A 12290-nucleotide genomic window follows, 5' to 3' on the forward strand; every position below is an offset into this window, starting at 1 on the left:
ACTCCTTGTTTGATTCGCTGATTACGCTTCTAAGACCACAAGTTTACTCATATGTTCTTAATATAATATGCAATAAAAACATTAATCATGCGCATACCCAAGCGCCTCTATTTAAACAAGGGCAAATTGCCGGTCAGCCTGGTGATTTTTTTCTTCGGCCCGACCAGCCCAATCGCAACCAGCTCAATATGTTCGCTGTTAACGGCTGAGATCCGCTCGCCATATTCGTCATAGGTCCGGCACGATTGAGCCAAGGCGCTGAATGGCATGCTGTAAATGTCTTCATCGTCGCCCGCGCTGTTCAACAATGCCTGAATCGTAGCATTGGACGCACGCAAGACCGGCAGCGGCGCATAAATGACACCGGGATAGCGCACGCCATCGCCGCTGGATAAATCCGGTCCGACCAAGTTCTCGAACGTCTTGCCAAAACTGATGCCAATCACACTGGCGGCGTTCATCGCCAATCCTACCGCCAACGCTTCATCGATCACGATGGTGCATTTATGTCTGGACACGTCAAACTGCATACTCTCCCCCATAAAATCAACTCGCCTGAATGGCCGCCCTGCCTGAAATAGCTCACTTCTCGGCAAATATTATGCCACTTCAGGGGAGGAAATAATGACCTGCTTGCGTTGAAGAAAGGCACGATTACGGTAAAATTTACCTATTTAGCATCGTTTAAAGAAATAAAATGAACAAAAATCCGCTATCTCAGACAGACATTAAAATTCTCGCGGCCCTGCAACAGGACGCACGCATCACTAACCAAACCCTGGCCGATGAGCTGGGTATGTCCGCGTCGCCCTGCTGGCGAAAAGTACGGAAACTGGAAGACGACGACGTTATCCAGGGGTATCGGGCCGTGCTGGACCGACGCAAAATCGGGCTGGGGGTGATGGTGTTTATCCGCGTAAGCATCGACAGCCACAGCGAGGCAGAGGCGAGAAAATTTGAACGAGAAGTCATCGAATTAGAAGACGTGGTGGCCTGCTACAGTATTGGGGGAGATGCCGACTTTCTCCTGCAGGTCGTCGCCGCCGATTTGGATACCTATGCCGATTTTTCCATGTCGGTGATCCGCCGTCTTCCTGGCATCAAAGAGATGCAGAGCATGTTTGTGCTCAAGGAAATCAAACCCTTTGTGGCGTTCCCGATCAAGAAATAAAGCGGCGCGACGGCAGGAAAGTGCAGCATCTGATAAACCGCCAACCTATTTTGGTGATAAAGTTTTCTGCGTATAAACTGTAAGTTATCGTTCTTCATGGTAGAGACTTTCACATAAGGTAATGAGATGAAAACAAAAACGATTGCGGCTGTTTTTCCCTTAGCGCTGTTATTGAGTGCCTGTACCACCGTCGATCCGGCATTCAAGGATATCGGCACCCGTACCGGCGGTTGTGTGGAAGGCGGCCCGGATACGGTCGCACAGAAATTTTACGATCTGCGCCTGCAACAAGGCCCTGCGGCTTCCCTGCCGGACAGCAACCGTCTGGCACAGTTGCAGCCCTACCTGAGTAAGGTGCTGTACCAGGATCTGGTCGCCGCCAACCAAAACCCGGGCAAGCATCGGGTAACCGGCGATCTGTTCTCCGGCAATGCCCAGGGGGCGACCAGCGCCACCGTCGCCAGCGCGTCTAGCATTCCTAATACCGATGCGAAAAATATCCCGCTGCGCGTTCAATTGAGCCACCAGAAGGACGGCGGCAGTGCGATCAACTGGCAAGATGAGGTGCTGATGGTGCGTGAAGGCACCTGTTGGGTCGTGGATGATATCCGCTACCTGAACGTACCGCCGCACGCCGCCAGCGGCACATTGCGCCAGGTGCTGGAAAACCAGTAAGCCCCCCTGCCACCGGCGCTCTTCGGCGTCGGTGGCCAAATGCCTTGATTGCGCTCAAAGTTCGCTCAACTTAAGAAATTTCGCTACATACCTCACAGCATGCACGACAAATCCCCCCTTCGAACCTGAGTCGCGGTATCTTGTGCTATTCTTTTACTATTCTGCCGCGCAGTAATAAATTTTAACGCACAAAGATTGCATAAGTATTCTGTGGAAGTTAACATTCGCGGCATCAATATCTATTCAATTCTGGCGCATGAGCATTCAACTTAACGGTATCAACTGCTATTACGGCGCACATCAGGCGCTGTTTGACATCACGCTGGATTGCCCAGCAGGGGAAACTTTGGTGCTGCTTGGTCCAAGCGGCGCCGGGAAAAGCTCATTGCTGCGGGTGTTGAACCTGCTGGAAATGCCGCGTTCGGGCCAATTGCAGATCGCCGGCAACCAATTCGATTTCAAACAGGCTCCGGGCGAAAAAGCCATTCGCGAGCTGCGTCAGAACGTTGGCATGGTGTTCCAGCAATACAACCTCTGGCCACACCTCACCGTGGTGCAGAACCTGATCGAGGCTCCATGTCGCGTGTTGTGCCTGTCCAAGGCGCAGGCGATGGAGCGCGCGGACAAACTGCTGAAGCGTTTGCGCCTGACCGACTTTGCCGATCGTTTCCCGTTGCACCTTTCCGGCGGCCAGCAACAGCGCGTGGCGATTGCCCGAGCGTTGATGATGGAGCCACAGGTACTACTGTTCGATGAACCGACCGCCGCGCTGGATCCTGAAATTACCGCCCAGATCGTCAGCATCATTCGCGAATTGGCCGGCACCGGGATCACTCAGGTGATTGTGACCCACGAAGTGGAAGTGGCGCGCAAGACCGCCAGCCGCGTGGTGTACATGGAAAACGGTCGCGTGGTGGAACAGGGCGACGCCAGTCATTTTGCACAGCCGCAGACCACCGAGTTTGCTAATTACTTATCACACTAATAATTTTACTTGCTGTAATTTGGGGAGTTTGCGATGAAAAAACTAATAATCGCCGCCGTTCTGGCCGGCATCAGCGTTTCCGCCTCTGCAGCCGAAACGATCCGTTTCGCTACCGAAGCCTCATATCCTCCATTTGAATTTATTGACGCCGGCAACAAGATCCAGGGTTTTGACGTCGATCTGGCCAATGCGCTGTGTAAAGAGATCCAGGCCGACTGCACCTTCACCAATCAGGCCTTCGACAGCCTGATCCCAAGCCTGAAGTTCAAGCGCTTCGACGCGGTCATGGCCGGTATGGACATCACGCCTGAGCGTGAAAAACAGGTGCTGTTCACCAAGCCGTATTACGACAACTCCGCCCTGTTTGTCGCGCAGAAAGGCAAAGTGGCCGACGTTGCTGCGCTGAAAGGCAAAAAAGTGGGCGTGCAAAATGGCACCACCCATCAAAAATACCTGACCGACAAACACCCGGAAATCACGACCGTACCTTATGACAGCTATCAGAATGCCATTCTGGACCTGAAAAATGGCCGCGTTGACGCGGTATTCGGTGACACAGCGGTGGTCAACGAATGGCTGAAACAAAACGCTGCACTGGCGGCGGTAGGCAATAAAGTGACGGACAAAGATTACTTCGGCACCGGTCTGGGCATTGCCGTGCGTCAGAAAAATACCGAGTTGCAGGGCAAGTTCAATGCGGCTCTGGACAAAATCAAACAGGATGGGACTTACGAAACCATCTACAAAAAATGGTTCCAGCAGTAATCAACCCCGATGAATGAAATTCAACCTCTAGCAAGCGCCGCCGGGATGACCGTCGGCCTTGCCGTTTGCGCCCTTATCCTCGGGCTGATCCTGGCGATGCTGTTTGCCGTCTGGGAATCGTCACGCTGGAAAGTGGTCAGCTGGCTCGGCACTGCCTGGGTCACGCTGCTGCGCGGCCTGCCGGAAATTCTGGTGGTGCTGTTTATCTATTTCGGTTCGTCGCAGCTGCTGTTGATGCTGTCCGACGGCTTCACCCTGAATTTCGGCCTGTTCCAACTGCCCATTCAACTGGCGATCGATAACTTCGAAGTCAGCCCGTTCCTGTGCGGCGTGATCGCGCTCGCCCTGCTCTATTCGGCTTATGCATCGCAGACGCTGCGCGGGGCATTGAAGGCCGTACCGCAGGGCCAATGGGAATCCGGACAGGCGCTCGGGATGAGTACGGCAGCCATTTTCTTTCGCCTGATCATGCCGCAGATGTGGCGCCATGCGTTGCCCGGCCTCGGCAACCAGTGGCTGGTATTGCTGAAAGATACCGCGCTGGTGTCATTGATCAGCGTTAACGATCTGATGTTGCAAACCAAGAGCATCGCCACCCGCACCCAGGAGCCTTTTACCTGGTACGTCATTGCGGCGGCTATCTATCTGGTCGTCACCCTGTTCAGCCAGTACGCTATCAAACGCATCGAACTGCGTACCACGCGTTTTGAGCGGGGGCCTGTCTGATGCTTGAGTTCTTGCCGGAAATTATCAAAGGGCTGCACACCAGCCTGACGCTGACCATCACCGCGTTGATTGTGGCGCTGGTGTTGTCGCTGCTGCTGACGGTGATCCTGACGCTGAAAACGCCGATCCTGACGCCGCTCGTGAAGATCTATATCACGCTGTTCACCGGCACCCCGCTGCTGGTGCAGATATTCCTGATCTACTATGGCCCCGGCCAGTTCCCGGCGATCCGTGAGTATCCGTGGTTATGGAACCTGCTGTCGCAGCCGTGGCTGTGCGCGATGATCGCGCTGGCGCTGAACAGCGCGGCCTACACCACCCAGCTGTTTTACGGTGCGGTGCGGGCGATCCCGGCCGGCCAATGGCAATCCTGCGAAGCGCTGGGCATGTCACGCTCACAGTCGCTGCGCATTCTGCTGCCTTTCGCCTTCAAGCGCGCGCTGTCGTCCTACTCCAACGAAGTGGTTCTGGTGTTCAAAAGCACCTCGCTGGCTTATACCATTACCTTGATGGAAGTGATGGGCTACAGCCAACTGATGTATGGCCGCACCTATGACGTGATGGTATTTGGCGCCGCCGGTCTGGTGTATCTGTGCGTCAACGGCCTGCTGACGTTGCTGATGCGCATCGTCGAGCGGCGTGCGCTGGCGTTCGAACGCCGCAACTGAGTGATCGGCCAGTCAGTCTAAAAGCCCTGCCTTCGCGCAGGGCTTTTTATTTCCGCTGTACTTTTTTAATCATTTATATTGCATATCAATTCATTAAATGGCAGGGTAAACGCCAGCGACCACCGCGAGAACCTTTGGGTTATTGTCAGTAAAATCAAGCGGTGGCGAGATAAAAACACGCAGACTTGCAGACAGGAGCTTTACGCATGAAAAAACTATTACTTGCCGCGACGGTACTGGCCGGGATCGCCTTCAACGCCGGCGCTGCCGACACCATTCGCTTCGCCGCTTCCGCCACCTATCCACCGTTCGAATCACTGGATGCCAGCAATAAAATCGTTGGTTTTGATATCGATCTGGCTAATGCGCTCTGCAAACAAATGAAAACGGAATGCACCTTCACCAACCAGGCGTTCGACAGCCTGATCGCCGCGCTGAAATTCAAAAAATACGATGCGGTGATCTCAGGTATGGATATCACGCCGGAGCGCAGCAAGCAGGTCGCCTTCACCCAGCCGTACTACGCCAACTCGGCGATTGTGATCGCCGAGAAAGGGAAATTCAGCTCGCTGGCCGATCTGAAAGGCAAAAAGGTGGGTATGGAGAACGGCACCACTCACCAGAAATACATGCAAGACAAGCACCCGGAGATTAACACCGTCTCTTACGACAGCTACCAAAATGCCATTCTCGAGCTGAAAAATGGCCGTATCGACGGCGTATTCGGCGATACCGCCGTGGTGAACGAATGGCTGAAAAACAACCCTCAACTGGCGCCGGTAGGCGAGCACGTCACCGACGCGCAGTACTTCGGCACCGGTCTGGGCATTGCGGTGCGTCCAGACAACAAGGCGCTGCTGGCCAAGCTGAACGCCGCGCTGGACGCCATCAAAGCCGACGGGACTTACAAGGCCATCAACGACAAGTGGTTCCCGCAGTAAGACCTAAAACGACATTAATCTGTAAACAAGACCCGGCTATCCGGGTCTTTGCAGTTACGCACCAGCAACGTCAGCACTTCGTAATGGGCGGTATGCGGGAACATATCGAACAGCTGCACACGCTCGATGCGATAATCCGGCAGCCCTTCAATGTCTTTCGCCATGCTCTCGGCATTACAGCTTGAATACAGAATGTAGCCTGGCGCCATCTGGTTCAGGTAGTCGCACAGCGCCTGGCCGATACCGCGCCGTGGCGGATTGACCAGCACCAGCTGCGGCACGCTGCCTTCAGCGGTGGCAAAACGCGTGGAGTCCAGCGCCTGGAAACTGACGTGCTGCAACCCCAACGTTTCCGCCGACTGGCGTGCGCAAGCGATGGCTTCGGCGCTGATTTCAATGCCGGTGAGCCGGGTTTCCGGCTGCGCGCAGTGCAGGCCAAACCCACCCACGCCGCAGAACAGATCCCACATGCTGTCGATACCCAGCGCCCTAACCCAGTCGCGCGCGGTAGCGTACAATTTGGCCGCCACCTGAGGATTGGTCTGGAAGAAGCTTTGCGGGCGGATATACAGCGGCACCTGATTAAACTGCTCCTCCAGCGCCTGCTGCTCGGTCAGCGGGATCTCGCGCTCCCCTTCCATAATCGCCATATGTACCGGCTGAATATTGGCAGAAATCACCCTGAGCTGCGGTAATTGTTGCTGCAGCCACGGCAACGCGGCGCGAAGTTGCGCCAGTTTGCTATCCGAACGCAGTACAAAGCGCAACATTACGCCGCCGCTGTGGGTGCTTTCGGTCAACAACAGGTACTTCAATTCGCCACGTTTGCGCGCCACGTTATACGGCGTCAGGCCGGCGCGGGCGATAAAGCTTTTCAACACCACGAACATGGGTTCAAAGCTGGCGGGATACAACGGGCAAGCACTCAGATCGACCGGCGTGCCGTCGCGATGCAGCATGCCGAGCAGCGGGCGCTCTACGCTGCCGCTGACCACCATTTTGGCTTTATTGCGAAAAGCGCTCTGCTCGCCGGCAAGCGGTTCCAGCCACTGGGCGACATCACGCCCGGCCAGCAGCGATTGCAGGTGATGCTGTTTGTCCGTCAGTTGCTGCGGGTAAGGTTTTTCCAGCCACTGACAGGAACGGCAGGTTCCTGCCGTATACAAAGCGCAATGCATAAAGATGACCCTGTAAGTTCGGGGTGAATAATTAAGGGCGCAGAGTTTAGCACTCTGCGCCCTTAAAGTCTTAATCGCGGGCGGCAAAATACCGGCGGCTGGTGACGGGAACAAACAGTAACGCCAGGATAACCGCGTCGGGAATTTTTTGCAGGATCAGGACATGCAGGATCTGGCTGCTGGTTTCCCCTTCAACGGTAAAAACCTCCGGCAGAAAGCTGCCGATGGTCGCCAACAGCAAATAGCCGACCACCAGACACTGGCAAATCACGTAGCCCCAGCGCCCCCAATTGCGGCCGCGCATCACCGCAAAACCGCAGCTGATTTGCAGGCACAGCAACAGCAGGCCGGCCAGAAAGATAAACGTGGAATCCCAGGCCTGGGCGCTGGTACTGACAAACTCCTGAGTGCCGTCGACACCCAGTTCCCCCAACAGCAACAGCACGCTGATGCATTTGATAGCCACCATTGCCGTCCCGGCCACCATCACCGGTACTGGCGCATCTGAAGTCGATCTCATTCCCTGCCTGCTGTTCAGCATGTCTGACATATCCGTGTATACAACCAAACGCCGCCTATTCAGGCGGCATATATAAAGTCAGGTAATCAATTGCAATACCAATAATTTCAAAAATAGCAGGTTTGAACCGAATCAGCTACGGGCGGCCTTTTGTAATTCGCGCGATCGCTGTTTTTCCGAGCGCGCCATAAACCACCAGGCAATCAAACCGATAATCCCCACCACCAGCAGAATCAAACTCGCCAGGGCATTGATTTCCGGATTTACCCCCATGCGCACGCTGGAGAACACCAGCATCGGCAAGGTAGTCGCGCCCGGCCCGGCAACGAAGCTGGCGATAACCAAATCATCCAACGACAGAGTGAACGCCAGCATCCAGCCGGCAACCAGCGCCGGAGCAATCATCGGCAGCGTGATCACGAAGAACACTTTTAGCGGCGTCGCGCCCAGATCCATCGCCGCCTCTTCGATTGAGCGGTCCAGCTCACGCAGGCGCGAACTGATCACCACCGAAACATAGGCGGTACAGAAGGTGACGTGCGCCAACCAGATGGTGAACATCCCGCGCTCCGACGGCCAGCCAAACGCGTGCCCCATCGCCACAAACAGCAGCAGCAGCGACAGGCCGGTGATCACGTCCGGCATGACCAGCGGCGCGGTCAGCATAAAGGCAAACCCCGTTGACCCGCGGAAACGGCCGAAACGCACCATCACCACGGCGGCAATCGCCCCCAGCACCACTGCGGCGGTCGCCGCAGCGGCCGCTATCGTCAGGCTCAGCCCAACGGCGCTGATCATCGCCGAATCATGGAACAGCTCTGAATACCAGCGCGTCGACCAACCGGCCCATACCGTCACCAGCTTGGAGCTGTTGAACGAGTAAATGACCAGCATCAGCATCGGCGCATACAGGAAGGTGAAACCTATCACCAGAATGGCGATACGCCACGGTGAACGCACTACCGGCAAGTTGTTCATCCCTGCCCCCCCATTTCCTTGTTCTGGTGCTTGTGGAACCAGAGAATCGGTACGATCAACAACAGCAGCATGACGGTGGCAACCGCCGAGGCCACCGGCCAGTCGCGGTTATTGAAGAACTCCTGCCACAGCACGCGGCCGATCATGATACTGTCCGGCCCGCCCAGCAGTTCCGGGATCACAAACTCGCCCACCGCCGGGATAAACACCAGCATCGAACCGGCGATGATACCGCCGCGCGTCAGCGGCACTATCACGCTAAAGAAGGTTTTCAACGGTTTGGCGCCCAGATCCAGCGAAGCCTCAACCAGCGAGTAATCCAGCCGGGTCAGTGCGGTATAAATGGGCAATACCATAAACGGCAGGTAGGAATACACCACGCCGATATACACCGCCAGATTGGTGTGCAGGATCACCAACGGATGATCGATAACCCCCAACCACAGCAGAAAGTTGTTGAGGATACCGTTGTTTTTCAGGATCCCCATCCAGGCGTAAACGCGGATCAGGAACGAGGTCCACGACGGCAGGATCACCAGCAGCAGCAAAATGTTGCGGGTTGAAGATTTGCTGTGCGCCACCGCCCAGGCCAACGGGTAACCGATGATCAGGCAGCAAATCGTCGATACCGCCGCCACCTGCAACGATTGCAGATAGGCATCCAGATACAGCGGATCGTCGGTCAATTGCAGGTAGTTGGCAAAGTTGAGCGCGATATCCAGCTTGCCTTCCGCCCAGCTCATCAGATCGGTGTATGGCGGAACGGCCAACGCCAGCTCCGACAGGCTGATCTTGAACACAATCAAGAACGGCAGCAGGAACAGCAGCATCAGCCACAGCAGCGGCACCGCAATCACCAGCTTGCGGCCATGGGCCATTTGCAGGCGCTGGAAAAACGCTTTGAGCGGGCCGGGGCCGCTAGCCGGCGGTTCCGACGGCGTGCGTTCAGAAAGCATTGTCATAACAATTACTCCTCACCTTCTCAACTACACCGTCAACACTACGCAGCTGTCGGCTTCCCAACACAGGCGCACTTCATCGCCCCAGGTCGGCATCCCTTTGCGGAAACGGTGGCCGTTCTGCAACTGGGCGCTGAGCATCTGGCCGCTGAGCAGCTTCACGTGGTAGATCGACAAATCGCCGAGGTAAGCGATATGCACCACTTCCCCCACCGCAAAGTTGCAGCCGTCTTGCGGCACCTCTTCGCACAGCATGATTTTTTCCGGCCGTAGCGCAACCTGGATCGGCACGCCGTCCACCACCGACGAATCCGGATCCACTTTTATCGCATGACGCAAGCCGGGGCTTTGCAGGATCAGCGCATCCTCATGACGTTCCTGCAGCACGCAGTCAAAGACGTTGACCGAGCCGATAAATTCGGCGCTGAAGCGGCTGTTCGGATGCTCGTAGATCTCTTCCGGCTCACCGATTTGCACAAACTTGCCGCGGTTCATGATGGCGATGCGCCCCGCCATGGTCATCGCTTCTTCCTGATCGTGGGTGACCATTACGCAGGTCACGCCTACGCGCTCAAGAATATCCGTCACTTCAAGCTGCATGCGGTCACGCAGTTTTTTATCCAGCGCGCCCATAGGTTCATCCAGCAGCAACAGCTTCGGCCGCTTGGCCAGGCTACGCGCCAGCGCCACACGCTGACGCTGGCCACCGGACAACTGATGCGGCTTGCGTTTGGCGAACTCTTGCATGTGCACCAGCGACAGCATTTCCGCCACCCGTTCGGCGATTTCCGCACGCGGCATCTTGTCCTGCTTCAGGCCGAAAGCGATATTCTGCTCAACCGTCATGTGCGGGAACAACGCATAAGACTGGAACATCATATTGATTGGCCGTTGGTAAGGCGGCACATGCGACATGTCCTGCCCGTCGAGCACAATCTGCCCTTCCGTTGGCTGTTCAAAGCCAGCCAGCATGCGCAACAACGTAGACTTGCCGCAGCCGGACGGCCCCAGCAGCGCAAAGATTTCGCCCTTGTAGATGGTCAGACTGACGTCTTCGACCGCGTTTTGGCCGTCAAAGGTTTTAGTGAGGTTACGGATTTCCAGCAGAGGGGTGAAAACCTTCTGCGACTTGGCTTGAGGACGAGGAATGACGTCGTTCAATCGGGGTGCTCTCCGGTGTAAAGCAGTGCAAAAAACCACGGCGATTGCCATGGCCCAAAATGGCAACGCAGGCGGGGAGCCCCCGCCTGCTGGTCAGAACACGACTGAAAACCGGGCTCAGGAAACTGAGCCCTTCCGTATTACTTCCCGCTTTTAACTTTAGTCCAGGCACGGGTAATGACACGGTCCAGCTTCGGCGATTGCACGTTCAGCGTGAACAGCTTGGCGCTCAGATCGGCCGGTGGATACACGTTCGGGTTGTTGCGAATGTCAGCGTTCACCAGCGGCGTGGAATCCTTCACCGCGTTGGCGTAATACACGAAGTTGCTGATGCCCGCCATCACGTCCGGCTTGAGCAGGAAGTTCAGGAACTGGTAGGCAGCATCCTTGTTTTTGGCGTCCGCCGGCATGGCGAACATGTCAAAATAGGTCAGCGCCCCTTCTTTCGGAATGGTGTAAGCCACGTTCACGCCATTCTTCGCTTCTTTGGCGCGGTTAGCCGCCTGCATCACGTCGCCGGACCAGCCGATCGCCACGCAGATATCGCCGTTCGCCAGATCGTTGATGTACTGGGAAGAGTGGAAGTAACGGATGTTCGGCCGCAGTTTGAGCAGCAGATCGTTCGCAGCGCCGGTGTAATCCGCCGCGTTGGTGCTGTTGGGATCTTTGCCCAGGTAATGCAACACGGTCGCATAGACTTCGCTAGGCGCATCCAGGAAGGAAACGCCACAGCTCTTCAGCTTTTCAAGGTTTTCCGGTTTGAGGATCAGATCCCAACTGTCGACCGGCGCGTCTTTGCCCAGAACCGCTTTCACCTTGTCGACGTTGTAGCCGATGCCGGTGGTCACCATCAGGTAAGGAATGCCGTACTTGTTGTCCTTGTCGTTATGCGCCACCAGTTTCAGCATATCGGGATCAAGGTTTTTGTAATTCGGCATTTTGCTCTTGTCGAGCGGCTCAAAGATACCGGCCTTCGACTGGCGCTCAAGGAAGTTGGACGAAGGCACCACCAGGTCATAACCGGTGCTGCCCGCCATCAATTTGCCTTCCAGCACTTCGTTGGAGTCAAAGACGTCGTACACCACTTTGATGCCGGTTTCTTTCTGGAATTTAGCTAAGGTGTCCGGCGCAATATAGTCGGACCAGTTATAGACGTGCAGCGTTTTTTCATCGGCTGACGCGGTGACGGACGCGGCCATCAGCAAGCCGGCAACAACACCCGATAACCACTTTTTACGTTGGGTGACCATCCGTAACTTCCTCCAAAACAGGGGTGAATCATAGAATTGAACTTGTATCCCGAAATGATACAAAACCTTTCCTGATCGAGCGCAATCGTTGCAACCGCGAATTGAATGGCTATGCATTTGATTGCATACGCCTTTTTCAGCTGTCCAGCTCGCGTGGTTACAAGGGGAATCGCAAGCCCTTAGCAGAATCAGCAGCATAACCGGTGTTGCCGGAACGCACCAGCCTTCAGGGCCAAAAACGCCTTTTATCGATTTTTTATGCAGTTTCTCTCTATGTGATACGCCATTAATGGCATAAACGACGAGAAATATC

At 55.5% G+C, this 12290-nt stretch carries 14 protein-coding genes; 7 read left to right on the forward strand and 7 right to left on the reverse strand.

The features are described from left to right. Positions 1–107 precede the first annotated feature (107 nt). Positions 108–530 carry a DUF2000 domain-containing protein gene (locus ACUTQW_RS01190; protein WP_006324526.1) on the reverse strand — a complete coding sequence of 141 codons (423 nt, stop codon included), beginning with the start codon at positions 528–530 and terminating at the stop codon, positions 108–110. 167 nt (positions 531–697) lie between these two features. Here ACUTQW_RS01190 and ACUTQW_RS01195 point away from each other — a divergent pair, with 167 nt between their 5' ends. From ACUTQW_RS01195 to artJ (ACUTQW_RS01225), 7 genes are all read left to right on the forward strand, one after another. Then, positions 698–1171: an Lrp/AsnC family transcriptional regulator gene (locus ACUTQW_RS01195; protein WP_006324525.1), complete on the forward strand. Its 474-nt coding sequence runs from the start codon at positions 698–700 to the stop codon at positions 1169–1171. Positions 1172–1297: 126 nt separating this feature from the next. Further along, positions 1298–1846, forward strand: a complete 549-nt coding sequence (locus ACUTQW_RS01200) for a lipoprotein (protein WP_006324524.1) — start codon at positions 1298–1300, stop codon at positions 1844–1846. A 256-nt stretch (positions 1847–2102) separates the two neighbouring features. Next, positions 2103–2831, forward strand: a complete 729-nt coding sequence (artP, locus tag ACUTQW_RS01205) for an arginine ABC transporter ATP-binding protein ArtP (RefSeq protein ID WP_004942535.1) — start codon at positions 2103–2105, stop codon at positions 2829–2831. A 33-nt stretch (positions 2832–2864) separates the two neighbouring features. Beyond that, the gene (gene artJ, locus ACUTQW_RS01210; RefSeq protein ID WP_006324523.1) at positions 2865–3596 is read left to right on the forward strand and encodes an arginine ABC transporter substrate-binding protein; all 732 of its coding nucleotides are present in this window, start codon (positions 2865–2867) and stop codon (positions 3594–3596) included. Positions 3597–3605: 9 nt separating this feature from the next. Beyond that, entirely contained in the window at positions 3606–4322 is a 717-nt protein-coding gene (gene artQ, locus ACUTQW_RS01215; protein WP_004942529.1) for an arginine ABC transporter permease ArtQ, read from the forward strand. Next, on the forward strand, positions 4322–4990 hold the full coding sequence (gene artM, locus ACUTQW_RS01220) for an arginine ABC transporter permease ArtM (protein WP_004942528.1): 669 nt from the start codon (positions 4322–4324) through the stop codon (positions 4988–4990). Before artQ ends, artM begins: the two co-directional genes overlap by 1 nt. A 206-nt stretch (positions 4991–5196) precedes the next feature. Then, on the forward strand, positions 5197–5931 hold the full coding sequence (artJ, locus tag ACUTQW_RS01225) for an arginine ABC transporter substrate-binding protein (protein WP_006324520.1): 735 nt from the start codon (positions 5197–5199) through the stop codon (positions 5929–5931). Between the two features lie 14 nt (positions 5932–5945). On the opposite strand, the gene rlmC is transcribed toward artJ (ACUTQW_RS01225), so the two are convergent. The 6 genes from rlmC to potF form a co-directional block, all read right to left on the reverse strand. After that, the gene (rlmC, locus tag ACUTQW_RS01230) at positions 5946–7109 is read right to left on the reverse strand and encodes a 23S rRNA (uracil(747)-C(5))-methyltransferase RlmC (RefSeq protein WP_006324519.1); all 1164 of its coding nucleotides are present in this window, start codon (positions 7107–7109) and stop codon (positions 5946–5948) included. A gap of 70 nt (positions 7110–7179) precedes the next feature. Further along, on the reverse strand, positions 7180–7659 hold the full coding sequence (locus tag ACUTQW_RS01235; protein ID WP_004942523.1) for a YbjO family protein: 480 nt from the start codon (positions 7657–7659) through the stop codon (positions 7180–7182). Between the two features lie 102 nt (positions 7660–7761). Next, positions 7762–8607, reverse strand: coding sequence for a putrescine ABC transporter permease PotI (gene potI / locus ACUTQW_RS01240; RefSeq protein ID WP_004942522.1), 846 nt, complete (start codon positions 8605–8607; stop codon positions 7762–7764). Continuing rightward, positions 8604–9569: a putrescine ABC transporter permease PotH gene (gene potH, locus ACUTQW_RS01245; protein ID WP_006324517.1), complete on the reverse strand. Its 966-nt coding sequence runs from the start codon at positions 9567–9569 to the stop codon at positions 8604–8606. Before potH ends, potI begins: the two co-directional genes overlap by 4 nt. A 24-nt stretch (positions 9570–9593) precedes the next feature. Then, the gene (potG, locus tag ACUTQW_RS01250) at positions 9594–10727 is read right to left on the reverse strand and encodes a putrescine ABC transporter ATP-binding subunit PotG (RefSeq protein WP_006324516.1); all 1134 of its coding nucleotides are present in this window, start codon (positions 10725–10727) and stop codon (positions 9594–9596) included. Positions 10728–10867: 140 nt separating this feature from the next. After that, entirely contained in the window at positions 10868–11977 is a 1110-nt protein-coding gene (gene potF / locus ACUTQW_RS01255; protein ID WP_004942519.1) for a spermidine/putrescine ABC transporter substrate-binding protein PotF, read from the reverse strand. Between the last annotated feature and the right edge of the window lie 313 nt (positions 11978–12290).

This window comes from Serratia sp. TSA_7, assembly GCF_052692135.1.

Coding starts and splice junctions, on each gene's coding strand:
- ACUTQW_RS01190 (WP_006324526.1), bottom strand. CDS start 530: ATGCAGTTTGACGTGTCCAGACATAAATGCACCATCGTGATCGATGAA.
- ACUTQW_RS01195 (WP_006324525.1), top strand. CDS start 698: ATGAACAAAAATCCGCTATCTCAGACAGACATTAAAATTCTCGCGGCC.
- ACUTQW_RS01200 (WP_006324524.1), top strand. CDS start 1,298: ATGAAAACAAAAACGATTGCGGCTGTTTTTCCCTTAGCGCTGTTATTG.
- artP (WP_004942535.1), top strand. CDS start 2,103: ATGAGCATTCAACTTAACGGTATCAACTGCTATTACGGCGCACATCAG.
- artJ (WP_006324523.1), top strand. CDS start 2,865: ATGAAAAAACTAATAATCGCCGCCGTTCTGGCCGGCATCAGCGTTTCC.
- artQ (WP_004942529.1), top strand. CDS start 3,606: ATGAATGAAATTCAACCTCTAGCAAGCGCCGCCGGGATGACCGTCGGC.
- artM (WP_004942528.1), top strand. CDS start 4,322: ATGCTTGAGTTCTTGCCGGAAATTATCAAAGGGCTGCACACCAGCCTG.
- artJ (WP_006324520.1), top strand. CDS start 5,197: ATGAAAAAACTATTACTTGCCGCGACGGTACTGGCCGGGATCGCCTTC.
- rlmC (WP_006324519.1), bottom strand. CDS start 7,109: ATGCATTGCGCTTTGTATACGGCAGGAACCTGCCGTTCCTGTCAGTGG.
- ACUTQW_RS01235 (WP_004942523.1), bottom strand. CDS start 7,659: ATGTCAGACATGCTGAACAGCAGGCAGGGAATGAGATCGACTTCAGAT.
- potI (WP_004942522.1), bottom strand. CDS start 8,607: ATGAACAACTTGCCGGTAGTGCGTTCACCGTGGCGTATCGCCATTCTG.
- potH (WP_006324517.1), bottom strand. CDS start 9,569: ATGACAATGCTTTCTGAACGCACGCCGTCGGAACCGCCGGCTAGCGGC.
- potF (WP_004942519.1), bottom strand. CDS start 11,977: ATGGTCACCCAACGTAAAAAGTGGTTATCGGGTGTTGTTGCCGGCTTG.